17 protein-coding genes are annotated in these 23,458 nt (G+C 36.1%); 4 read left to right on the top strand and 13 right to left on the bottom strand.

Going from position 1 to position 23,458, the window contains the following annotated elements:
- Nucleotides 1-103: 103 nt before the first annotated feature.
- From ruvC to GAB14E_RS05140, 3 genes are all read right to left on the bottom strand, one after another.
- Nucleotides 104-631: a crossover junction endodeoxyribonuclease RuvC gene (gene ruvC, locus GAB14E_RS05150; RefSeq protein ID WP_033083666.1), complete on the bottom strand. Its 528-nt coding sequence runs from the start codon at nucleotides 629-631 to the stop codon at nucleotides 104-106.
- Nucleotides 632-753: 122 nt separating this feature from the next.
- A complete protein-coding gene (aspS, locus tag GAB14E_RS05145; RefSeq protein ID WP_033083667.1) occupies nucleotides 754-2,553 on the bottom strand; it encodes an aspartate--tRNA ligase in 1,800 nt (599 codons plus the stop codon).
- Between the two features lie 264 nt (nucleotides 2,554-2,817).
- Complete coding sequence (locus tag GAB14E_RS05140; protein WP_033083668.1) at nucleotides 2,818-5,769, bottom strand: transporter substrate-binding domain-containing protein; 2,952 nt, start codon at nucleotides 5,767-5,769, stop codon at nucleotides 2,818-2,820.
- A 95-nt stretch (nucleotides 5,770-5,864) separates the two neighbouring features.
- Here GAB14E_RS05140 and cmoA point away from each other — a divergent pair, with 95 nt between their 5' ends.
- The 4 genes from cmoA (at nucleotide 5,865) to GAB14E_RS05120 (ending at nucleotide 10,337) form a co-directional block, all read left to right on the top strand.
- Complete coding sequence (gene cmoA / locus GAB14E_RS05135; protein WP_033083669.1) at nucleotides 5,865-6,599, top strand: carboxy-S-adenosyl-L-methionine synthase CmoA; 735 nt, start codon at nucleotides 5,865-5,867, stop codon at nucleotides 6,597-6,599.
- A 99-nt stretch (nucleotides 6,600-6,698) separates the two neighbouring features.
- The gene (gene cmoB / locus GAB14E_RS05130; protein ID WP_033083670.1) at nucleotides 6,699-7,667 is read left to right on the top strand and encodes a tRNA 5-methoxyuridine(34)/uridine 5-oxyacetic acid(34) synthase CmoB; all 969 of its coding nucleotides are present in this window, start codon (nucleotides 6,699-6,701) and stop codon (nucleotides 7,665-7,667) included.
- A 151-nt stretch (nucleotides 7,668-7,818) separates the two neighbouring features.
- Nucleotides 7,819-9,165 (top strand): anti-phage deoxyguanosine triphosphatase, encoded by a 1,347-nt coding sequence (locus GAB14E_RS05125; protein ID WP_033083671.1) that lies wholly within the window; start codon nucleotides 7,819-7,821, stop codon nucleotides 9,163-9,165.
- 80 nt (nucleotides 9,166-9,245) lie between these two features.
- Nucleotides 9,246-10,337, top strand: a complete 1,092-nt coding sequence (locus tag GAB14E_RS05120; protein WP_033083672.1) for a patatin-like phospholipase family protein — start codon at nucleotides 9,246-9,248, stop codon at nucleotides 10,335-10,337.
- 316 nt (nucleotides 10,338-10,653) lie between these two features.
- Here GAB14E_RS05120 and galU read toward each other — a convergent pair whose 3' ends face one another.
- The 10 genes from galU to GAB14E_RS05070 all read right to left on the bottom strand — a co-directional run bounded on the left by galU (nucleotide 10,654) and on the right by GAB14E_RS05070 (nucleotide 23,457).
- Complete coding sequence (galU, locus tag GAB14E_RS05115) at nucleotides 10,654-11,553, bottom strand: UTP--glucose-1-phosphate uridylyltransferase GalU (protein ID WP_033083673.1); 900 nt, start codon at nucleotides 11,551-11,553, stop codon at nucleotides 10,654-10,656.
- A 200-nt stretch (nucleotides 11,554-11,753) separates the two neighbouring features.
- Nucleotides 11,754-13,664 (bottom strand): polysaccharide biosynthesis protein, encoded by a 1,911-nt coding sequence (locus GAB14E_RS05110; RefSeq protein ID WP_033083674.1) that lies wholly within the window; start codon nucleotides 13,662-13,664, stop codon nucleotides 11,754-11,756.
- Between the two features lie 135 nt (nucleotides 13,665-13,799).
- The gene (locus GAB14E_RS05105) at nucleotides 13,800-14,360 is read right to left on the bottom strand and encodes a sugar transferase (protein WP_033083675.1); all 561 of its coding nucleotides are present in this window, start codon (nucleotides 14,358-14,360) and stop codon (nucleotides 13,800-13,802) included.
- Nucleotides 14,361-14,362: 2 nt separating this feature from the next.
- Nucleotides 14,363-15,322: a UDP-glucose 4-epimerase family protein gene (locus GAB14E_RS05100; RefSeq protein WP_033083676.1), complete on the bottom strand. Its 960-nt coding sequence runs from the start codon at nucleotides 15,320-15,322 to the stop codon at nucleotides 14,363-14,365.
- Entirely contained in the window at nucleotides 15,323-16,459 is a 1,137-nt protein-coding gene (locus GAB14E_RS05095) for a glycosyltransferase family 4 protein (RefSeq protein WP_033083677.1), read from the bottom strand.
- Nucleotides 16,460-16,652: 193 nt separating this feature from the next.
- Nucleotides 16,653-18,581 (bottom strand): asparagine synthase (glutamine-hydrolyzing), encoded by a 1,929-nt coding sequence (asnB, locus tag GAB14E_RS05090; protein WP_033083678.1) that lies wholly within the window; start codon nucleotides 18,579-18,581, stop codon nucleotides 16,653-16,655.
- Nucleotides 18,581-19,678: a glycosyltransferase gene (locus GAB14E_RS05085; RefSeq protein WP_033083679.1), complete on the bottom strand. Its 1,098-nt coding sequence runs from the start codon at nucleotides 19,676-19,678 to the stop codon at nucleotides 18,581-18,583. The genes asnB and GAB14E_RS05085 overlap by 1 nt, the downstream gene beginning before the upstream one ends.
- A gap of 218 nt (nucleotides 19,679-19,896) precedes the next feature.
- A complete protein-coding gene (locus GAB14E_RS05080) occupies nucleotides 19,897-20,964 on the bottom strand; it encodes a glycosyltransferase (protein WP_033083680.1) in 1,068 nt (355 codons plus the stop codon).
- Nucleotides 20,965-21,027: 63 nt separating this feature from the next.
- Entirely contained in the window at nucleotides 21,028-22,134 is a 1,107-nt protein-coding gene (locus GAB14E_RS05075; RefSeq protein ID WP_033083681.1) for a glycosyltransferase family protein, read from the bottom strand.
- Between the two features lie 51 nt (nucleotides 22,135-22,185).
- Entirely contained in the window at nucleotides 22,186-23,457 is a 1,272-nt protein-coding gene (locus GAB14E_RS05070) for a lipid II flippase MurJ (protein ID WP_156115773.1), read from the bottom strand.
- Nucleotide 23,458 lies beyond the last annotated feature (1 nt).

Consider the following 23,458-nt stretch of genomic DNA (forward strand, 5'->3'; position numbering starts at 1 on the left):
CTTTTGATAAGATATCAGATTCCCGACAAGACAACCCAGAAATAACAATTTCAGGCTCACTCGGTGATTTCGGATACTTTTATTGATGGCTTAAGGCACTAAGTTAACGTAGACGACCTCTAACCGTTTTACTGGCCTGCCCAGCTAACTTAGCTATGCTGCTATGACTGTGGCCATGGCAAAGAGCGACTGCTAAAGCATCTGCAGCATCAGCTTGCGGCGTACCTGGTAGCTTTAAAATGTTCTTCACCATATGTTGTACTTGGCTTTTATCTGCTGCGCCAGTACCCACGACTGCTTGTTTAATTTGCCTTGCTGAGTATTCACCAATTGTTAAGCCGGTATTCGTTGCCGCTACAATTGCCGCGCCGCGCGCTTGTCCAAGCTTTAACGCACCACCAGGGTTTACTCCCATAAATACTTGCTCTATAGCAAACATGTCAGGTTTAAATTGAATAATTAGCTCAGACACGCCAGCAAAAATGGTTTGCAAACGTGAAGCAAAGTCTTCCCCTTGGCTTAGTGCTTTAATACAACCACTACCAAGGTAAGTAAATTTTTGCCCTTCCTGCTCTATGACGCCATAACCGGTAAAACGTGAGCCAGGATCAATACCTAAAATAATTGTCATTTAATTCCTTAAAATCAGAAACACCAAGCAGTATAAAATGGCATGTGTATAAAAAAAGCGTATTGATGGGAAACCCTCAATACGCTTTTTATTAGCTATTCACTATTTAATTGCTGTAGCAATTAGTCTTGTGAAGCAGCTTCTTCTTTCTTTTCATTAGGAAGTACAGCAACACCTAACTCTTTTAACTGCTCAGTGTTAGCTATACCTGGCGCATTAGTTAATGGACAAGCCGCAGTATTGGTTTTCGGGAAAGCCATTACGTCACGAATTGAACTTGCACCTGTCATTAACATTACCAGACGATCTAAACCAAACGCTAAACCGGCATGTGGTGGAGCACCATACTGAAGTGCTTCAAGCAAGAAGCCGAATTTCTCTTCTGCTTCTTCATCGCTAATGCCTAAAATTCTAAATACAGCTGCTTGCATATCTTGATTGTGAATACGAACAGAGCCACCGCCAAGTTCACAACCATTTAAAACCATATCATAAGCATCAGATAAAGCGCCAACAGGATTAGCTTCTAATTGCTCGGCTGTTAAATTTGTTGGTGCAGTAAACGGATGATGAATTGCATGCATGTGACCATCTACTTCTTCAAACATAGGGAAATCGACAACCCAAAGAGGTTTCCATTCACCTTGAAGTAACTCAAGATCTTCACCTAATTTAAGGCGAAGTGCACCAAGCGATTCAGTTACCACATTGTATTGGTCTGCACCAAAGAAAACGATATCGCCTGTTTTAGCGTTAACACGTTTTAATAATGCTATCGCTTCATCACTTGATAAGAATTTTAAAATTGGTGATTGTAAACCGTCAACACCTGTTGCAAGTGCAGCATCAATATCATTTACTTTTAACCAAGGCATGCCTTTAGCGCCATAAATGCCAACAAATTTAGTTAATTCGTCTAAGCCTTTACGTGAGAATTTAGCTGCGCCTTGTGGCACACAAATTACCGCAACACGACCGTTGTCATCATTAGCAGGACCAGAGAATACTTTGAACTCAACATCTTTTAAGATATCAGCTACATCAACTAGCTCTAGTGGGTTACGTAAATCAGGCTTATCACTACCAAAACGAGTCATCGCTTCAGAATAAGGCATACGCGGGAACTCACCTAGATCAACATTCAACATTGTTTGAAATAGTTCACGGATCATTTTTTCCGTTACTTCCATTACCTGATCACTACTCATGAACGAGGTTTCAATATCTATTTGAGTGAATTCAGGTTGTCTATCAGCACGTAAATCTTCATCACGGAAACATTTAACTATTTGATAGTAACGTTCCATACCTGACATCATTAGCAATTGTTTAAACAATTGTGGTGATTGTGGTAATGCAAAAAATTGACCTTTATGGGTACGACTTGGTACTAAATAGTCACGGGCACCTTCAGGCGTAGCAGCTGTTAGAATTGGCGTTTCAATATCTAAGAAACCCTGTGACTCTAATGAACTACGCACTGCAGAAGTCACTTTAGCGCGGAAACGTAAACGTTCAGTCATTTCAACACGACGTAAGTCTAAATAACGATACTTAAGACGTAACTCTTCAGAGTTAACTTGATTAGAGTCTAATGGCAAAGGCGCTGACTTATTTAAGATAGTAAGTTCTAAACCTAGAACTTCGATACCACCTGTTTTCATGCCTTTATTTACTTGGCCTTCAGGGCGAGCACGTACTTTACCTGTTATTTGTACACAAAACTCATTACGTAAAGTGTTTGCTTTTTTAATTACTTCAGGTAAATCTGGATCATAAACAACCTGTACAAGGCCTTCACGGTCACGTAAATCTAAAAAGATCACTGCGCCTAAATCACGACGTTTGTTAACCCAACCACATAAAGTTATTTCTTGACCAATGTGAGATTCATTCACATCACCACAATAAAGACTACGCATGTATTTTTTGCCTTACTAATTATGTCTACACATATTAACGAGCGTTATTAAGCGCGCGTTAGGATAATTTTGGCCATATTATAAAGCATTGATTGTTAATGTCACCCTAGAACAGGCGGATGGGTTAATAAAGATAGGCAATAGCATTTAAAACTGAAAAATATAACTTTTGACTACATTTTATCTAAGTAAGCGGGAAAGTTATCTTTAAGGCAAAGACAACAAACCACTTTCACTGTAGTGCTAAAGATTATAGCACCTGCACTAATTGAATATATAGTGGTTCTTACCGGCCGCTTTTACTTTATACATCATAGTATCTGCAATTTTGAGTAATTCAGTATCATTATCACCATCATTTGGATACATGGCGATACCTATACTGCAACCGATAAAAGCGTTGATTTTTGACTTTCCTTTGGAGAGTTCAAATTCTTTTTGCATCAACCGAAGCACTTTTTCAGCAACATAAGCTGCTTCATTAGGGCTATGTAAACCGGTGAGTAATAAAACAAACTCATCACCACCAAAGCGGACTACGGTATCTGAACTTCTCACACAGCCTTGTAAACGTAAAGCTACTTGCTGTAATAGTTCATCACCAACATCATGCCCATGAGTATCGTTAATGTTTTTGAAACCGTCTAAATCGATAAATAAAACCGCCATTTTAAGGGATTGACGCTGATGAAACTCAATAGCTGTACTTAATCTATCTTTAAGTAATACTCGGTTTGCAAGTCCCGTTAACTCATCGTGCGTTGCCATATGTTTCATGATTTTTTCAAGTTGCTCTCGATGTTTAATTTCAACTTGTAAGCGTCTGTTCCACATCACAATAACACCAAGCACTAATAAAATAATAACACCAATTTGTGCACCAACTTGTAACACAACATTTTTATCAAGCCCTGTTTTTATCGCAAGCGTGAACCAAGTATCATAAATAACTTGCTTTTCTTTTTCTGTGATTGACGCTAAACCTTTATTGATAATATCTTTTAATAAAGGTAACTGTTTATTGATGCCAAAATGACTTTTATCTAGGCTTACACCTTCCATCATAGAAATTATCAAGGTAACTATGTTTTCTTGCTTTAAAAGTTGTGTGGCTGAAGCCATAGTGGTGATAAAACCATCAACACGCTCTTGTTGCAGTGCAACTAATGCTTGCTCTCTATCATCCACTAATTTAAAAGTGATTAAAGGGTGCTTTTTTCTTAGTTCAGCAATCAAATAATAACCTTTAACAATAGCAACTTGCTTACCATAAAAATCTTCTAACTTGGTTTTACGACCATAATATTGCGGATGCACCATTACCCATGGCATTTGCCAATAGCTTTCAGTAAACAGCATAAATCCTTCACGCCCAGGTGTTGGCGTGATACTTCCTAACATATCTATTTCATCGTCTAATAAAGCTTGATATAAAAGCTGCCAGCTATCAAAAACGGCATAATTAAATTCGATGTTGGTTCTATCTTTAATTAAATTAATTATATCGCGGTTAATTCCTGAAAAGTCACCATTTTCATCAATAAATTCAACGGGTGATAGCTGCTTGATAAAGCCTAAGTTGATCTTACCTCGTGAAGCCAAAAAGGTGATTTCGTCATCGTTTAACTTAATTTTTTTAGCCTGGTTTTTATAATAATACTCTCCGGTATTGCCGTTTAACCACCTATCTTCAATTTGAATAAGGGTATTGATATCTAATTCACTAAAACCTTTATCAATAATTTCTGTTAACTTATTATTTTTCTGATGAATGACTGGCGATAAGTTTAGAGTGATAACAGGGCTGTTTAAGCGATAAAAAAGCGCTTGTAAATTACTTTGTACTAACCTTGCATTAATCAAATCAACTAAGCCGACTAAGCCTGATATTTCGCCCTGTTCTGCAGCCGTTAACATAGCATTTAAGCTACTGAAGTAACGAACATTTATCTTAGGATACTGTGCTAAGAATTTATCTTTGAAAGTCGAACCTTGCCAAATTCCGATAACATCTTGGCTAAACAACTGGCTAAATTGTTCGAGAGAATACAGCCTTTCTCCGTCAATATTTTTAATTTTCTTACTGAGATAAATTTGAGCATTAGAGAGATAAATTGGCTGAGCGAATAAAGTATTTAGAGGGGCCTGCACATGGTCTGGGTAAGCCATAAGTACATCTGCTTTTTGTTCCGCAATAAGATCTAAACCTTCGGCCATGTCGCGGGCGACAAATTCAACATTTATGCCTACATGTTGAGACCATAAGCGCCAGACATCAATCAATAAACCTTGTGGTTCACCTGACGGGCTAACCCCCATGTAAGGTGGGTAATGTGATGAAAATGCAACGAGCAAACTATCTTTATTTTTATCTAACCCTAACCACTTACGTTCAATGGCTGACCTTTCATGCCGAGATACTTTTTCAAAACCTTGTTCGATGAAACGAAGTAAAGCATCGTTATGCTTAGCCACAGCAACACCATAGTCACCTTGCTGGTAACGTAAAACTTTGTGCACAGGAAAACGCTGCCGTAAACTTTCATATTCGGGAAAATTATCTGCCAATTTTTCTAAACCACTAAACACTAATATTTCGTTATTTAATGCTGCACGGTATAAATTGTGACGATTTCCGTAGGTTTTCAAGGCTAACTCCGGATGATACTTTTTCAATTTATCAATATGAGCAGAGCCCTCAACAACACCAATGCTATAAGGTTTTAGATCGGCAAGACTATCAACCGTATTGAGTTGTTGATGCACATAAAGATGGGTATATACATGAAAAAGAGGTTTTGAGAATTCAAGTTTTTTACGACGAGAGTCAATAATGGTTAAACCACCATGCATATCAACATTTCCCTTCGCTACTTGGCTTAATGTATCAAGCCAAGGCAAGACCACAAATTGAATTTCAACCTGTTGTTTTTCTGCCCATAATCGCCACATATCAGCCATCAAACCAATAGCAGAGCCCTGTTCATCTATGGAGTGATACGGAAATGAAGTTTCATTTATTGCGATTGTCAGTGGTTGCTTAAAATCACTGGTTGACAAAGCTGTTGGTTGATTATCTAAAGCAGTACCTTTGTCACCGCTAGCGGGCTTAACTTGTTCAGTGACAGTTGAAGCCGACAAGCTATCACTGCTATAAAAACTTAGGAGAATAGTAGTTAAAACAATAAAATATATCGGTTGATAAAGTTTTTTCAAAAAAACACCTTATAAATATAGCGTTGCAAATGAGATCGGTTAAAATAAGCAGATATTATTATCAACTTAACACAAATGAGCCGAAAGCAAAGATAATGCATAATTCAGATACCGACTTAATATACTCACAAGCGCATAAACAAGTAAAAAACTTTACTTTTGATGCGCAAGTTGTGGAAGTTTTCCCTGACATGATATCTCGCTCAGTGCCGGGATATAATACTATTATCGACACTATAGGTCGACTAAGCCAACAATTTGTGCAAGAAAATAGCAATATCTATGATCTTGGTTGCTCGTTAGGTGCGGCTACACTCGCTATGCGAAAAGGTATTACCGCCAAGGGCTGCAAAATCATTGGCGTAGATAACTCTAGCGATATGGTCAAGCGCTGTATAATGCATGTTGATGCATTTAAAGGTAATACTCCGGTAACTATTGTTGAAGGTAATATTCAAGATATCAATATTGAGAATGCCTCTATGGTGGTATTGAATTTTACCTTACAGTTTATTGAAAAGTCAGAGCGCCAAGCATTACTTAGTAAAATAGCGCAAGGTTTAAACCCTGGTGGTTTACTTGTACTTTCAGAAAAGATTACCAGTGATGACCAAACCATTGATAAAGTGCTAGTTGATTTGCATCATAATTTTAAACGAGATAATGGTTACAGCGAATTAGAAGTAGCACAAAAACGCAGCGCATTAGAAAAAGTTATGTTGACTGACTCACTTGAAGTACATAAGCAGCGTTTATCTCAAGCAGGTTTTAACCATAGCGCTTTGTGGTTTCAATGTTTTAACTTCACCTCGCTTATTGCAATAAAATAGTTGCCATTAAATAAGAGTAATATAATAATTTACTATAAAGTTGAACCAATAAATTGGTCCACTTAAATACGCCACGTTTACACCACGAATTAGAACCCTATGAAACAATTCAATAATTTTTACCAACAAATTGCCACTAATCGCTTAAGCCATTGGCTAAATACTCTACCTGCTCAATTGACTCATTGGCATGAAAATAACTTGCACGGTGAATATAAACATTGGCAAAAAACACTCGACGCTTTGCCTGTAGTAGAGGCTAATTCCATCATTGATATTGCTGACACGGTAAAAGTGGGTGAATTAGGCGATTTAGATCAAGGACAATTTAAGCGTCTAGAAAATCTAATGAAAAAATTTAAGCCATGGCGTAAAGGTCCATATCATATTCATGGTTTACATATTGATACCGAGTGGCGTAGCGATTTTAAATGGGATCGCCTAAGTGAACATATCAGTGATTTATCTGATAGGTATGTACTTGATATAGGTTGTGGTAGTGGTTATCACCTATGGCGAATGCGTGGTGCTGGTGCTAAATTTGTTGTTGGCATTGACCCAACTCAATTATTTTTAATGCAGTTTAATGCGGTTAAACACTTTATTGATGATAGCCAAGTACATTTATTACCCTTAGGCATTGAACAACTACCAGAATTAGGCGCATTTGATACGGTATTTTCTATGGGCGTGTTATATCACCGTAGATCGCCAATTGATTTTCTATATCAATTAAAAGCACAACTGGTTAAAGGGGGTGAGCTTGTATTAGAAACATTAATAGTTGATGGCGATGAAAATACCGTATTGGTACCCGGTGAGCGCTATGCAAAAATGCGCAACGTCTGGTTTTTACCCAGTGAAAAAGCTATGTGTGCCTGGTTAGAGCGCTGCGGCTTTAGCAATGTGCGTGTAGTTAATACTGATACAACAGCATTGGATGAACAAAGAAAAACCGAGTGGATAGATACAGAATCGCTGCAAGATTTTCTTGACCCAAATGATAACAGGAAAACTATTGAGGGTTACCCTGCTCCCAAACGCGCCATATTTATTGCTAATACTTAAAACCTAAAAAATTAAACCACTAGGGATACCGAGAAAACATAAGCCAAAGTAAATGAGGTAAGTTATAGTAACTTCAAAGAGTTAAGTTAGTCTAATTTGCACTTAATTAACTTATTTACATAAACTTGCCCAGTTTTAACTAAGGATAGCTATGAATGATGTTTGGTTAGCAAGACGTCTTAAAAAGGTGACTAACAGACAGCAAGATCATCGTGATCCTTACCAACGAGATAGAGCAAGAATACTACATTCAGCCTCTTTTCGTCGCTTGCAGTCGAAAACTCAAGTTATGGGTAGCGGCCAAAGTGATTTCTATCGCACTCGCTTAACCCATTCATTAGAAGCGGCGCAAATAGGCTCGGGCATAACAGCTCAGTTACGTTGTAAATATCCGGAATTATCTAACGCCCTTTTTCCTAATAGCGATAGTTTAATAGAAACCATTTGTTTAGCTCATGACATCGGTCATCCGCCCTTCGGTCACGGTGGTGAAATTGCGCTAAATTATATGATGCGCGATAATGGTGGTTTTGAAGGTAATGGTCAAACGCTTCGTATAGTTGCACGTTTAGAAACATTCAGTGAACACTACGGTATGAATTTATGTAGAAGAACGCTACTTGGCTTAATGAAATACCCACAATTAATTGAAACACTGAGTAAAGATGAAAAACCAAGTAACGATGGTAACTTTCGACAACTGAAAGCCGATGAATGGCATCCGCCTAAAGGTTTATATAGTGACGATCAAGATATTATTGACTGGGTGCTTGAGCCACTATCAAAATCTGACCGCAACTTATTTCAAAGTATTAACGAGCAAAAAACAACAAATAGCCACCATAAAACCCGTTTCAAGTCACTTGATTGCTCAATTATGGAGTTGGCCGATGATATTGCCTATGGCATCCATGATCTAGAAGATGCCATAGTAACCAAAGTAGTCAATCGCAATGACTTTGAGCAAGAAGTTATACATAAATTACAATTGATCGACGATACTTGGTTACAAGAATACAGTGATACGCTAACTGAAAAATTATTTAGTGATCACCATCACTTGCAAAAAGATGCGATTGGCGGCTTGGTAAATTATTTAATTACTGCTATTAAGTTAACCGACTTAAATGAGCAAGGTGACATTGATTTTACTGAACCGCTGCTTCGTTATAACGCAACTTTGTCAGACTCTACTGCACAAGCCTTAAAGATATTTAAAGACTTCGTTTACTTTTATGTCATCAAATTAACCAGTTTGCAGCGACTAGAATACAGAGGGCAACAAATAGTGATGGAACTTTTTGAAGCGCTTTCATCTGATCCCATGCGTTTACTGCCCAGTAATAGTGCAAAACGTTGGCAATACGCGGTAGGTAATAAAGAGAATCCACAAAGAATAATAGCTGACTATATTGCCGGCATGACCGATGATTACGCCACACGACTTTATCAGACTTTATTTAATGCTCACGGCGCTTCAGATTATCAATTAACTTAATTTTTGTTAAAGCTAACTACAATGAAGTTAAATGAAACATAAAAATATAACGAATATATAAACATGAGAATAATGCAGAAATGTTAGAAATATATGCCGGTAAAAACGCCCTGAAAACCATTCAAGATCAAGGTTTTAAACAAGAATTATTTACTAATTTCCTTGGCGCAAGCGGAGGCCCTAAATGGTTTACCCTGTTTGGCTTGGATAAATACCTATTTGGTGATTTCTTTCAGGGTAGAAACACCGAGCTTAACTTAATTGGCTCAAGTGCAGGTGCTTTTCGAGCAGCAGCATTAACACAAAATAATCCTATACAGGCTATTGAACGCTTAGCTCATACCTATGCCAACACAGTTTACTCAAAAAAACCTAGTGCGAAGGAAATAGCAAGTACAGCGGTAGACATAGTTGACCAGCTTTTTTCGAAAAATGGTGCCGATGAAGTTATCAACAATAACGTATTTAAAGCCCATTTTTTGGTGGCTAAGTGTAATGGCTTAACTGCTTTTGATAATAAGTTAATGCAAGGAGCAGGCTTAATTAAAAGTATATTGCTAAATAAAATGGATAGAAGATTACTCGCTAACCAATATCAACGGTATATTTTCAAACACCCTAGCAGTAATTTAACTATTGATGACCCCTATAATTTCAGTAATGTTTACCAAAACTTAACCAGTGATAATATTAAAAGTGCCCTGCTCGCTTCAGGTTCAATCCCTATGGTGATGTCAGGGGTAAAGCATATTGATGGCGCAGTAAAAGGTACTTATCGAGATGGCGGTATTATTGATTACCACTTTGATTTTTCATTGGGCAACAATGGTGCTGATAAACAAATGCTAGAAAGTGAAACAGCTGAACACGGCTTAACTCTTTACCCACATTTTAGCTCAGAACCAAAAGCGGGATGGTTTGACAAGAATTCAACCCGTAAAGTGCTAACAAGCAGTTACGATAATACTGTACTGTTAGCACCTTCTAAAAAGTTCATTAACAGTCTGCCCTTCAAAAAAATTCCCGATAGAACAGATTTCACGAAACTTGATGCGACGACACGGATTAAGTACTGGCAAAAAGTATTGAAAGAGACAGATAAGTTAGCTGAGTGTTTCAATGAGTTGATAATGAAGCAAGATTTAGCGAATATAAAGGCATTTCAGCCATAGATGTCCATATGGCAACGCCTAACCTTGAACCTGTTATTCCCGAAGTATCTATTCAAACGGGGCATGGATACTACTTATTAGACAGTACATACGGTACAGGAAGTATCTTATTAGATAATGCAGGAAGAATTATCCTGAGAATATTGTCCAGAATCTATTGTTTATTCGCATTACTTAAGTAATTTATATTATCTGGATGTGATTCCTCAGTACTCTCGGAGGTGAAACTATAACTAAATATCTAAATTCCCAACAATCAGGTAGTTAATTTAGCCAAAAGTCAGTCCGTAAAACAAAATGTCTGAACATAGAAAACCTAAACTTTAACAATTTCCTGCAAATAAGCTTTAAAATCATCAGCCAATTCAGGGTGGCGTAGACCATATTCTACATTCGCTTTCATATAACCTAATTTAGACCCACAATCGTGAGACTTACCAGTCATATGAAAAGCTTCAACAGTTTCAAGTTTCATTAAGCTAGCAATAGCATCAGTCAATTGAATTTCATCACCAGCACCAGGAAGAGTTAACTCAAGCATATCCCAGATTCTCTCTGACAGGACATACCTACCAACTACAGCTAAATTGGATGGGGCTTCATTAACAGCTGGTTTTTCAACAACTGCAGTCATACTTTTAGATTCTCCAGCTGCGAGATGATGACCATCACAATCTACAACACCATAATTACTTACCATTTTCATCGGTACTGGCTCAACCATTATTTGACTATGGCCAACTTCGTAGTAACGTTTTAACATTGCAGCTAGGTTTTCAGTTTCTAAATCAGCTGAGGCATCATCTAAAATCACATCAGGTAAGACTACAACAAATGGTGATTCACCAATAATTGGACGAGCTTTTAATACAGCATGCCCCAAGCCTTTTGCCTCACCTTGACGAACATGCATGATTGTAACGCCTTTAGGGCAAATTGCTTGAATTTCATCTAATATTTGGCGCTTAACACGCTTCTCTAATGTTGTTTCAAGCTCAAAAGATTTATCGAAGTGGTTTTCAATAGCATTTTTAGAGGAATGGGTGACTAAAACGATTTCTTTAATACCTGCGTCAACACACTCATTAACAATGTATTGGATCATCGGCTTATCAACAATAGGTAACATTTCTTTTGGAATTGCTTTAGTCGCCGGGAGCATGCGAGTACCAAGACCTGCAACAGGTATTACGGCCTTTGTGATTTGTTGTGACATTCTCATCCTAAATGCATTTAAACTAGATATTTCAATAGCTATAGTTTAAATATATTATCAAAGCATGTCATGTATTATATAAAAACATCGATTGAGCGTAGAAATTAATGAGTTATTTATTATAGTAAGAGTAAGAGTAAACGATTACTCTTACTCTAAAAATCAATCAATTGGGCTAACCTAGGTAAACTTATAGACAATTAAGTTGTTTTTTCTTTAGCATTCCAAACCAAGTCACAAATACCATCTTTAGGAACAAAACCTGTTGGTGCTTGCAGTAGTAAACGACGAATACCTTCATGGTCGAACTGATGGCAAGCTTCATCTAGTTTTACCAATATTTTTTCTAATTCGTTCCATGGCAACCATGCTTCATGAGCAGACAATATACGACGATGCTCTGTTTGAGTAATATCATCACCTATTAATAATTCTTCAAAAAGCTTTTCGCCCGGGCGCAATCCGGTGTATTCAATAGTAATGTCGCCTTCAGGGTTTTGTTTATCATTTACTGTCATACCGCTTAATCTAATCATTTTTTCTGCTAGGTCAGATATTTTTACAGGATCCCCCATATCTAATACAAAAACATCACCACCTCTTCCCATTGCTCCTGCCTGAATAACCAGTTGAGAAGCTTCAGGAATCGTCATAAAGTAGCGAATTATTTCAGGGTGTGTAACCGTAATAGGGCCACCATTTTTTATTTGCTTTCGAAATAATGGTACAACAGATCCAGACGAACCGAGGACATTTCCAAATCTAACCATACAGAAACGTGTCTTTCCATTTATCTGCTTAGTTTTATCAGCTAATGATTGAAGAACAAGCTCTGCCATCCGTTTAGTTGTTCCCATAACATTGGTAGGCCTTACAGCTTTATCTGTAGAAATTAGAACAAATGTTTCAACTTGAGCCTCTATTGCTGCTTCAGCAACAAACAAAGTCCCGAATATATTATTTCGAACACCTTCTATGACATTATGCTCAACCACTGGTACGTGTTTATAGGCAGCAGCGTGATAAATAGTCTGCACGCTAAAAGTTCTCATAACCGTTAACAAACGATTTTTATGCTGTACAGAGCCTAATAAAGGGACAATTTGCAAATCGTAATCAAGTTTAATAGCTAAATTTTGTAATTCTCCGTTAATACTGTAAAGGGCAAATTCAGAAAGCTCTAATAATACTATTTTTTTGGGCCGCTGATTTAATATCTGACGACACAACTCAGAGCCAATGGAACCACCAGCCCCAGTTATCATAACAACTTTATTAGTAATATTAGCTTGAAGAAGATCCTTATTGGGTGCTACTGAATCACGCCCAAGCAAATCCTCAATCGAAACCTCACGGAGTTCATCAATTTTAGCTTTACCACTAACTAAATCTGCTGAACCAGGAATAGATAATATCTCAACGGATAAAGCTTCGATTTTCTCTAATACACGTGCTATACATTTTTTACTCTCCCTTGGCATAGCAAGTAAAAGACGAGAAACTGATGATTTTTCAATTAGGAAAGGAAGCTCATCACGACTAAATACAGTTATTCCTTGTACAATCCTTTTTTGGATTTTTATATCATCATCAATGAAGGCTACGGGATAATATTCATCTCCATGTAACAGAGACTGAGCAAGTTGTCTTCCCGCAGAACCTGCGCCATATATGATAACTTTTTCTTTATACTTATTTTTTATTGATGAAGTAGCTATTAATGTTCGCATCAAAAAACGGCTTCCACCGACTAAGACCAATAAAAAAGCTGAGAAGATTACAGGGACAGTACGAGGTAAATCAATATTTAAAAAGAATGACAAAAAAACTAAAGCAATAGTAGTAAAACACACTGACATAACAATGCTTACAGCTGCTTTACTATTTATATATCTCAGGACAGCCCTATATAGACCAAGTTTGACATTAGCAATTAAGGCAATAGGAAGCAGACAAGCAAGTAGAATCCAGGAAGGTGGATGATAAAAAATAGCTATTGTATCTAAACGAACAAGCATTGAAGCCCAAAATGCAACACTAACAAAAATAAGATCTGAAAAAAGAGAAATAATACGTTTTATGGGTCTTGATGTTTGAAATAAAAAATTCATTTAAAATGCTTACTTACTGAGAGGTTGGAATATCTAATAGTATTTTCAACTATAAGATATAATTACGGCTCATTATACACAAGCACATCTATTTATGACATTTTTAAAATTTATTTTGCTCAAAGTTAATCAATTTTAATTTATACGGTCACCAGAGCCACTTCCAGTGACTGTTTGAATAATATATTTAAAATAATTACGTAGGGTAAATTTGCTAATCATTATTTGATCAGTTTCTGCCAATAACTTTGGTGTAGACATATCAATAGTATTTACTTGAGCAAGTCCCGTAATTCCTGGTAAAACACCATAAACATTTCGACTATCCCGCTCTCTTATCAACTCCTCTTGATTGAACAGATTTGGTCGAGGTCCTACAAAGCTCATTTCGCCCTTTAATACATTGATCAATTGGGGTAATTCATCGACTTTTGTCTTACGAAGAAAACCGCCAAGCTTGGTAATGGATGCTGTGCTAGCTAAATGACTCGCTACTGACTTTGTATTAACTGACATAGTACGGAACTTAATTAGCCTGAACGATTTTTTATTTTTACCAACACGTTGCTGAATAAAAATAGGGGAGCCCGTATCAAAATATCCAATGATAGTTACAATTACTAAAATAGGAAAAGTAAAAAACAGCCCTAAAAGAGCCATTGAGAAATCGAGGGTTCTGGTTACCAAATTATTCATAATCATTTCTTTTTGTTTAAGTTGTCGATAAAAGCATCTGCTGTTTTTTTCATAGATTCAGCAGAAGAGTATGGAGGGGACCAGTTTAATAGTCTAATTGTTTTAGATATATTAACTTGTAACGATCCACATAATCGTTGAGATATTGCTGGCTTGCCAATTAATTGACTAGCAATATCGAACAATAGCGGAGGAATAGGTATTAATCTGTTAGGTACATTTAATGCTTCCGCCATATTACCTAATAAAGCAGTCGTTGATACATCTGCATTATCAGAAACCAAAAAGGTTTGATTCGCTGCGTCCGGGTGGTCAATGCAGGTAATAATCAAATCAACAAGATTATCCACAGAGACTAAACTACGTTTATTATCTTTGATTCCGCCTAATGGTAAAGGTAAGCCTTTATTTATCCATTTAATCATAGAAGCAAAGTTTGCTTTTACACCTGGCCCATAGACTAATGGTGGGCGAATAATAACAACTTCCATACCCGTTTTTAACGATACATTACGTAAACCTACTTCGGCTTCATGTTTACTTAAACCATAAGGATCTGTAGGCACAAATATATCATCGGGTTTAAATGGTGAACCTAGCTCGGTTGACTCTCCGTTCACTTTAATCGAACTAATAAAAATAAAACGCTTGACACCTGCTTCAGCAGCTTGCTGAGCAAGGTTGATAGTGGCATGTGTATTAACTTCACGAAAATCCTTTAACGATTGCTCAATATTTACATTCATCACATGAACGCGGGCAGCACAGTGAATAATTATATCTTGATTAACTACAGCCCTTTTAAAGTCACTTTCACCATTAAATATAGGCACGCACACCGAATTATTATACCCTTCACTAGTTGAACGTAATACTACTGTAATATTATTTTGTTTATAATTGAGTTGACTTAATAAATACTTACCAAGGAAACCTGTTGCGCCTGTGATCAAAATATTCAATTAATTTCCTTTCTGATTTTTGTAACAATATTGCTCATAGATATCTATATGCTTTTTAATAACGTCTTGAATATTAAATGCTGATTCAGCCAACTTTCTACCATTACTAGCAAACTTTAACCTTAAAGCATCATCATCAATTAACTTTAAAACAGCTTCGGCCAATAACTCTACTGATTTAACAGGAACTAACAAGCCAGTTTCATTTGGTTCAATTGCATCTCTACAGCCAGGAACGTTGGTTGTGATTACAGCTCGCCCGCAAGCAGCTGCTTCAATTAAACTTTTTGGTAAGCCTTCACGATAGGAAGGTAGAACCATAATATTAGATTTACTTATGGTTTCAGGCACATTGTGGCTATAACCCCAGTGCTCAATCAGACCAATCGAAACCCATTCATTTATCTGCTCTGGCGAAATAGATTTTGGATTTTCTAGATCCGCATCTCCAACTAGTACCATACGTACGTCATTACGAGTTAATTTGACTATTCTAGCCGCAGCGGCAAACTCATTAACTCCTTTATCCACTAACAAACGAGCGACTAACATGACTACAGGCATACCTTTTGGTTCTTCGCTCACTGAATATAACCCCAAATCAATACCGGATCCTCGAATAAACACTTCTTGATTAGCGTTAACAGCACCTAATTTTTTTAATATGTCACGATCAGAACTATTTTGAAAAATAACAGCACTTGCACCATTTAAAGCAACCTTATACAAACTTGAAATGAGTACCCTAAATAACTTAGCTTTAATACCTACAGCAATAAAAACATAACCGAGCCCTGAAATAGATGTAATCCTAACTGGTACCCTTAATAATCGAGCTATTACATTCCCATATAATACAGGTTTGATTGTTACACTATGAATTATGTCTGGCTTAATAGACTTAATAACTCGATATAATTGGTTAACCGTTTTTAGCTCGTTATAAAAACCGACTCCACTACGAGAGAGTGATAATTGGTGCACTGTAATCCCATACGACTCTAAAAAGTTTTTTTTATTTGTAACGCCACATGCTAAATGGACTTCATAACCTTGATTCATTGCCGATAAAGCTATAGGGAGTCTATGTGAAATAAAAAACCAATCGACATTTACAACAAACAACAATTTTTTCATTAACTTAGTCTCATATATTATTCAATATATTAAAATGCTCCAAATGGCCTAGTCTTATTCTTAACAGTATAAATATATTATCTAAAGGTAACTCTATTTACCTTTAGATAATTTCTTTAATGCTATAATTGAGCGAGAGTTAACCTTAAAAGCATCATTATGAAGTACCGTAGAACGAATAGATAACTTACCTTTAAAGCCGTCCCACTCTTTTAGGGGAGGCATCCAGCCAAGCTTGAACCATTAGGACATCCCACAAATGAGCTGCATTATTTTCTTCACCCGTTAGGTGCTTGGTTAGTTTTTCAGTAATAAGTTTGGGATGATATAACCCCTGTTTACTTAATCGGTTTTCTGATAATAGATCACAGGCCCACTCTCTCAACTCTACCTTCAACCAATGATGGATTGGCACTCCAAATCCCATTTTAGGACGATCCATCATTTCTTTAGGAAGATATTTATATAAAACTTGTTTAAGTGCCCACTTCCCACATTTTCCTTTTTGCTTCATAGAAATAGGCATCCGCCAAGCAACCTCAGCGACGTTAGGGTCAAGCAAGGGAATACGACCTTCTAAACTTACGGACATAGCTGTTCTATCGACTTTTGTTAGAATGTCGCCTGGTAAGTAAGCTATCGAATCTTGATACATCATTCCTTCTAATTGAGAGTCTAAACAATTGGCCTTTGGAGACCAAATACCTGAATGACTACCACCTATGATTAAGCTATCTGCATTCTTCCAATGCTTCATGCTAAGTAAATACAACTCATCAATATTCTGTGCTTGCAACCATTCACCAAAACGTTTGACTTTAGGGCCGAGAGCTCCGGCTCTACCATAGCGTTCTGCAAAAGGCTTTAAGAAAAAAAACAGCTTCTCTAACACACTTACTGGAGTATTTCTGAGGATTCTAGTAAAAGTGGATTTACAAGGAATACGCTCAATTTTACCCCAAAGTTCTGGAATGGCTAAATATCGCTTATAACCTGAAAATAGCTCATCACCTCCATCACCACTTAAACATACTGTGACATGTTTTTTGGCCATAGCACTAACCAGATATGTTGGTATTTGCGAGGCATCAGAAAATGGCTCGTCAAACATAGCTCCTAATTTGGGAATGATTTCTAACGCATCTTTTGGTGATAAATATTGTTCATGATGATTTGTACCCAAATAACTTGCTACTTCTTTTGCATACTCAGCTTCATTATAACCTGGCACATCAAAGCCAATAGAGAAGCTATTTACAGGTTTATCGCTTTGTTTTTGCATCAAGGCTAAAATTAAACTTGAATCAACACCACCAGATAAAAACCCCCCCAAAGGAACATCAGCAGCCATTCTTAATTTAACCGCTTTCTTCAAAGTTATCTCTAAAGTTTCAATCGCTTCATTTTCACAACTAAATAAATTTTTCTTAGCTGATTGTATGTTAGAAGCTAAATCCCAATAACTTTCAACACTTGCACTTGCACTTGCAGAGAAGCGTAATATACAACCCGGAGGGAGTTTTTTTATATTTGTGTAAATAGACAATGGTGCTGGAATATAGGAAGTTTCGAGTTGGTGAGTTAACGCACTGCGATCAATCTTTAATTCTAAGTCAAAATCAGCCTCAAGCGATTTAATCTCAGATGCAAAAGAAAAAACACCATTATGGTGATAATAATAAAGTGGTTTTTCGCCAAAACGATCTCGTGCTAAAATAAGGGTTTTATCTCTTTCATCCCAAAGAGCAAAAGCAAACATACCATTAAATTTTTCTAAGGCTATATTAATGCCCCATTGTGATATAGCTGCCAGCATGACTTCAGTATCAGAACGCCCTTGCCAGTTAGTTATATTCAGCTCAGCCCGTAATTCCTCAAAATTATATATTTCACCATTAAAAACTATAGTAAACCGTTTATCATGACTTTGCATAGGCTGGTGACCTGCTACTGTTAAGTCATGTATTGATAAACGTCTATGACCGAGAGTTAAGCCTGCATGCTGCCATATACCATAGTCATCAGGACCTCGATGTACAATTGCATTGAGCATATTTTTTATAGTCTTATAAGATTGCTCTGTCGATTTTCTAGGGTTATAAAAACCACTGATCCCACACATTAATTATTATTTCCAATTTCAAGTAATTTTTGGCTAATTGCTTCTATGGAATAAGTATTCCTAATAAAAGCTGCCGATTTTTTTGATATTTCAACTAACTCGCCTGAAGGCATATTAATATATTTAGCTAATAAGTTTTCTAGGGCATAAGCATCACCAATGACTGCCAAACGTTGTTCATCATTAACGATAAGGCTAGCATCACCAACATCCGTAGAAAAAGTAATGCAACCAGAACCCGCAGCTTCTGCTAATACATTTGGAAAGCCTTCCGTTTTAGAGCTTAAGACAAAGAAGTCAACAGAGTTATAAAACTCTGACATATTACTAATTTGCCCTAACAATTCAACTTGCTCAAAGCTGATACTTTCTTTTTTTATATAATTGGTGAGAGTATGATTACCATTTACAACATCCCGACCTGCTATTCTCAACTTAATATTTGCATTAGCTTTTAAAATCGGTGCAACCGCTTTGATTAAGGTGTAATAATCTTTAGCTTCATGAAAACGACCAGCGGCACCAATGACAATATTATTATCATCAAATGTTCTTGGCTGATACTTTGTAAAATTATAACCATTGGGAATATAGACACTTTTGATTATAGTGCTATAACCAAATTCTACATGCTGTTGCATAGCTCTATTCGCGCAATACACAACCTTATCTGGAATAGACTTTAATAGCTTTCCTGCATATATAGCCAGCTTAGTACTCATACTCTCCCCCTTTAAGTCATCTAAAGAGTGGCGAACCCCCCAAATTAGTGGTGTGTTTATTGCTGAAAAAAATTTAGCTAAGGCAGTTACAAAGTTAGCGTGATACATCCAACTGTAAAGGACATCTGGTTGATAATTCTTTAGAACATTCAATAATTTAAAAGGTGCAAGAAGTAAGTCGAAAGCTGAGTTACAATTTAAAGTAATCACTTCAACATTAGATCGCAATTTATCAGTCATTAAGCCCGATGAATCCATTAAAGAAATAATAACACAGCGAGTTTCTTCAACACTATTAATATGTCTTATCAACATTTCTTCTGCGCCACCAACTTGGCTAAAGTTAGTGATTATGTGGATATTAGTTTTTAACACTTTGAGTTTATCTTATTATTAAGGCAGGCTGCCCTGCGTAAGTCGAATTAATGAAATAGTGAATTAACCTTATATTTCAATAATTCGAGTTCACAAGCGGTGCAGTCCTTGCATATACGTACTATCACTCTAAATCATAGATGTACACTTAGCGATTACAGGGGATATTCTCTACTGGTATTATACAGGTAACTTTATGATGATCTGAACCAGTAAAATCATCTAATCTCTAATACTTTTGTTACGTATTCGGATGGAGTTAAGAATTTATCAATCAATTTATCACAGAACTCTACATTTGTAGTTAGGGTGTCAAGAATACAAGTAACTAAGGCAATCTCATCTTGAAAAGGGAATATACGTTCTTCTTTTAATAAGGTACTGACAGCACTAGTGCTTAAGGTTGATAAACATGGAGTATTAAGTGCTATAGCTTGTATCAAAGAGTTTGGCATTCCCTCGTATTTTGAGGCCGAGATGAAAATATCAGACTTCAATATAAATGGAAAGGGGTTCTTTTGAAATCCCAAGAAATGAACCTGTTTAATAAGCTCCAGAGTATTTACTAAATGAATCAGCTCTACCATATGCTCCCCCTCACCTAAGATTATCAGATGATAATTAGGAGTATTTAATAGATGGATCGCTTTAATTATTGTATCAACTCCCTTCGACTTGACAAGGCGGCCAACGACGATAAAATACTTATTTTTTTTATCAAAGTTGAAACTGATGCTATTTAAAGCAAGCTCATGAAGTCGATTTGCATCAACAGGATTGGGGATAACATCCAGTTGCCTAGTTATACCATAAAAATTATGTAAATCATTTTCTACACTTATAGTTGGAACAATTAATTTATCTACTCTATCGTAACTAAAACGTGTTATCGCTTTTAATAATTTTAATTTAAGATTAGTCTTACTCTCAAGTAGATTAATTGAAGGTGTGGAAGCCTCCCTCCCAATCAGGAAAGGCTTCGAATTAGAGAATAACCTTGCCAAATATACGATTGAAATTACATATTCTTGAGAACAAAAAACGCTATCTATCTTATTCTGCGAATATAACTTTGATAATTTAAACAAAGACAGGCTAAAATTTTTCTTGCCCCCTTCAACAAGTTTAATGGAAGGGTTTAGTTCATTTAGGTATGGTCCTTCAGAAATACCAACAAAATACGTAACATTATAGCCAAGCATAACTGCTGTATTTGCAAATTCAACCGCCAAACGTTCTGAACCGCCCCCCCTAAAACTTGCTGAAACTACTAGAACTCTCTTCATTTTTACCTTAATATACAGAAAATTAGTGTTTATTAATTAGTATGTACTTATTAATTATATAATTTATGCTACTGTGATAGTCCAATCTAAAAATTTTAATAAATTCCTTTCCCACTCATAATCTTTCCAAAAACGCTCAAAGCCTTGTTTTGCTATTTGACATCGTTGAGCATCATTTTCTGGTTTTGAAAAATATTTCACCATATCTATTGCTTCATCAAGGCTTTCATAATAACAAGCTTCTACATCAGGTAAGAATATCTGTTCGTGAAGATTTAGATTTGCTTTATCGCACAACAGCATAGCCCCGTGAGCAGGTACTTCGTACATTCTCATATTACCAGTTTCAAATGCTTCGTTTGAAACATGCATATTAAAACCTATTTTAGTATCCCAATATAGTTCCCTTCTATACTCATTAGTCACTGATGTTACTCTGTGTAAAAGAGGCCTTTTCCCATCAAGAGCCCTTATTAAACCTGAATAACCTTTTAAAGGCCAACGACCATGTAGTTTAAATTCATCTTTAAATTCATCTTTAAGAGCAATTAATTTATCAACTTTATTTCCATTATGATTACCGATATAACATAGACTGGTTGTTCTATTAGAGAAAAAGTCATCAGTTACATTATCTGGCTTGGTATGGGGCCGTGGGACTAATGGCCACCAAGTGGTTGGCTTCCCTCCCGACCAATCAGATAATGATTGTCTCATCGAAACACTATTAAAATAACTAGGAGATATATAAAAAGTAGCATCAAATGCCCAAAGGTAAGGAATTCCTCTAGAGTAGGTCGAATACGGATCATCAATAAATCCAAGTACTTTAGTCGGTTTTGATAAGCGCTGCTTCAATATATCAGGATGCACAAAATTAAAAGAACTCATTACCAAGACATCAAAGTTTTCAAACTTTTCTACAAACTCATCCATCATTTTCATATAGATAGGGTTGCGTGTTCTATAAAGCTCATCCACCCATAATGCATTGGCAGTAATAGATCTTTTTATATTGTAACCATTTACTCCCCAAGTAAAAAGACTACTTAATGAGCGTTTTTCTTTACCAGAAAAAAAACTGTTATAATCGAAGCTATGAATTTCATAATCGCCTACAACTAAAGGTTCCGTATTCCCTAATACATTAAACAACAAAATCTTTTTCATATAAAACCCAAAACAGAACAAAAATTAACAAAAATTAACAACCTAGCTATACTAGATTTTAACTTTGCAGTAAATATAAAAATTAATCCCAATAAAAGAGGTTAAAAAATAACAAATTATTGAAATAGGTACTACAGACAAGCCTACCGATTTACCAAAGAAGGATAAAATAAATAGCTGAATAGCAAGTGAACATAATGAGCCCACAAATATTATTTTACCTTTATGCATAGATGATAACAACCTTATCCCTAGGTTAGTTAAACAAAAGAAACCACCTGAAATTAAGTACAAGTTAAAATTGAATGTCAAAGTAGATAATTCAACACCTGAGGTTATTGCACTTGAATAAATTGTATTTAAAAGATAGTTACTAAAAAGTGACAAAACAAAATATAGAACAACAATAACACAGGCGTAGCCCGCCAAAATATTCCAGTATTGAGAGCGGAGGGCTACATTACTTGTATTAAGACTCAGCTTTGAAAAATAAGGTAAAATAACAACAGCAACAACAGTGCTAAAAACACCGGATATGGCTAATGGAATTATAGAAGCGTACCGTAATAAGACCACACCTGACTGCTGAAGAGAGGATGAATAAAACTGTTCTATCATAGGTGCTGAGGCCATAACAACAGCAGAAAGCATTAAAAAATATGACTTTTTGAAAGTAGTATGAATAGTTTCCCTCAGTCCTTTTAAATCAAGCCTGACATCTAAAAGCTTTCTCAGTATGTAGAATTCAATTAGTGAGGATAATGCAATGGCCATAACAATTATATCAACACTTACTATACCGAATAGTACTTCAAAAATAAGAAGACCGACTAGAACAAGGACAGGTGATAGCGAAGGTAAGTAACCATTAACCGAAAATTTCCCCTTAAACTGTAGTACACCATATAAGATCAAGTTAATTGAATTAAAGAAAACAAAAGGTAACAATAGAATGACTTTATCCATGACTAGTTCATGATTTACAAAAATAAGCTCACTTAAAAGATATAGTGTAATAACCCATAAGACAATGATTCCTATACTGATACTAATGACAGCACTAAACACTTTGTTTATATAAGAGCTTCCGGATTCAACAATACTCTTTTCAGCTAAAGAAGCTATAAATGAAGTTTGAAACGGAACTATTAATACTGATATAGGAAACCCGACATAAACAAAAGCAATAAGGTATGCCTCTAAAGCAGAGCTTACTCCAAAGGAATTCGCGATATAAATTTCTTTACCTAAGCTTAAGCCTTTAAAAAATAAAGTTGCCCCCCCCATGCTTAAAAGAGAGCGTATAAGGATATTGTTATTCAAA

This window comes from Colwellia psychrerythraea (assembly GCF_000764185.1).
In the GTDB taxonomy this organism is placed as follows: Bacteria; Pseudomonadota; Gammaproteobacteria; order Enterobacterales; family Alteromonadaceae; genus Colwellia; species Colwellia psychrerythraea_B.

Bases quoted from the DNA above. Each gene is read 5' to 3' on its own strand.
- aspS (WP_033083667.1), bottom strand. From the start codon at position 2,553: ATGCGTAGTCTTTATTGTGGTGATGTGAATGAATCTCACATTGGTCAA.
- GAB14E_RS05120 (WP_033083672.1), top strand. From the start codon at position 9,246: ATGTTAGAAATATATGCCGGTAAAAACGCCCTGAAAACCATTCAAGAT.
- cmoB (WP_033083670.1), top strand. From the start codon at position 6,699: ATGAAACAATTCAATAATTTTTACCAACAAATTGCCACTAATCGCTTA.
- asnB (WP_033083678.1), bottom strand. From the start codon at position 18,581: ATGTGTGGGATCAGTGGTTTTTATAACCCTAGAAAATCGACAGAGCAA.
- GAB14E_RS05110 (WP_033083674.1), bottom strand. From the start codon at position 13,664: ATGAATTTTTTATTTCAAACATCAAGACCCATAAAACGTATTATTTCT.
- cmoA (WP_033083669.1), top strand. From the start codon at position 5,865: ATGCATAATTCAGATACCGACTTAATATACTCACAAGCGCATAAACAA.
- galU (WP_033083673.1), bottom strand. From the start codon at position 11,553: ATGTCACAACAAATCACAAAGGCCGTAATACCTGTTGCAGGTCTTGGT.
- GAB14E_RS05095 (WP_033083677.1), bottom strand. From the start codon at position 16,459: ATGAAAAAATTGTTGTTTGTTGTAAATGTCGATTGGTTTTTTATTTCA.
- GAB14E_RS05075 (WP_033083681.1), bottom strand. From the start codon at position 22,134: ATGAAAAAGATTTTGTTGTTTAATGTATTAGGGAATACGGAACCTTTA.
- ruvC (WP_033083666.1), bottom strand. From the start codon at position 631: ATGACAATTATTTTAGGTATTGATCCTGGCTCACGTTTTACCGGTTAT.
- GAB14E_RS05105 (WP_033083675.1), bottom strand. From the start codon at position 14,360: ATGAATAATTTGGTAACCAGAACCCTCGATTTCTCAATGGCTCTTTTA.
- GAB14E_RS05080 (WP_033083680.1), bottom strand. From the start codon at position 20,964: ATGAAGAGAGTTCTAGTAGTTTCAGCAAGTTTTAGGGGGGGCGGTTCA.
- GAB14E_RS05125 (WP_033083671.1), top strand. From the start codon at position 7,819: ATGAATGATGTTTGGTTAGCAAGACGTCTTAAAAAGGTGACTAACAGA.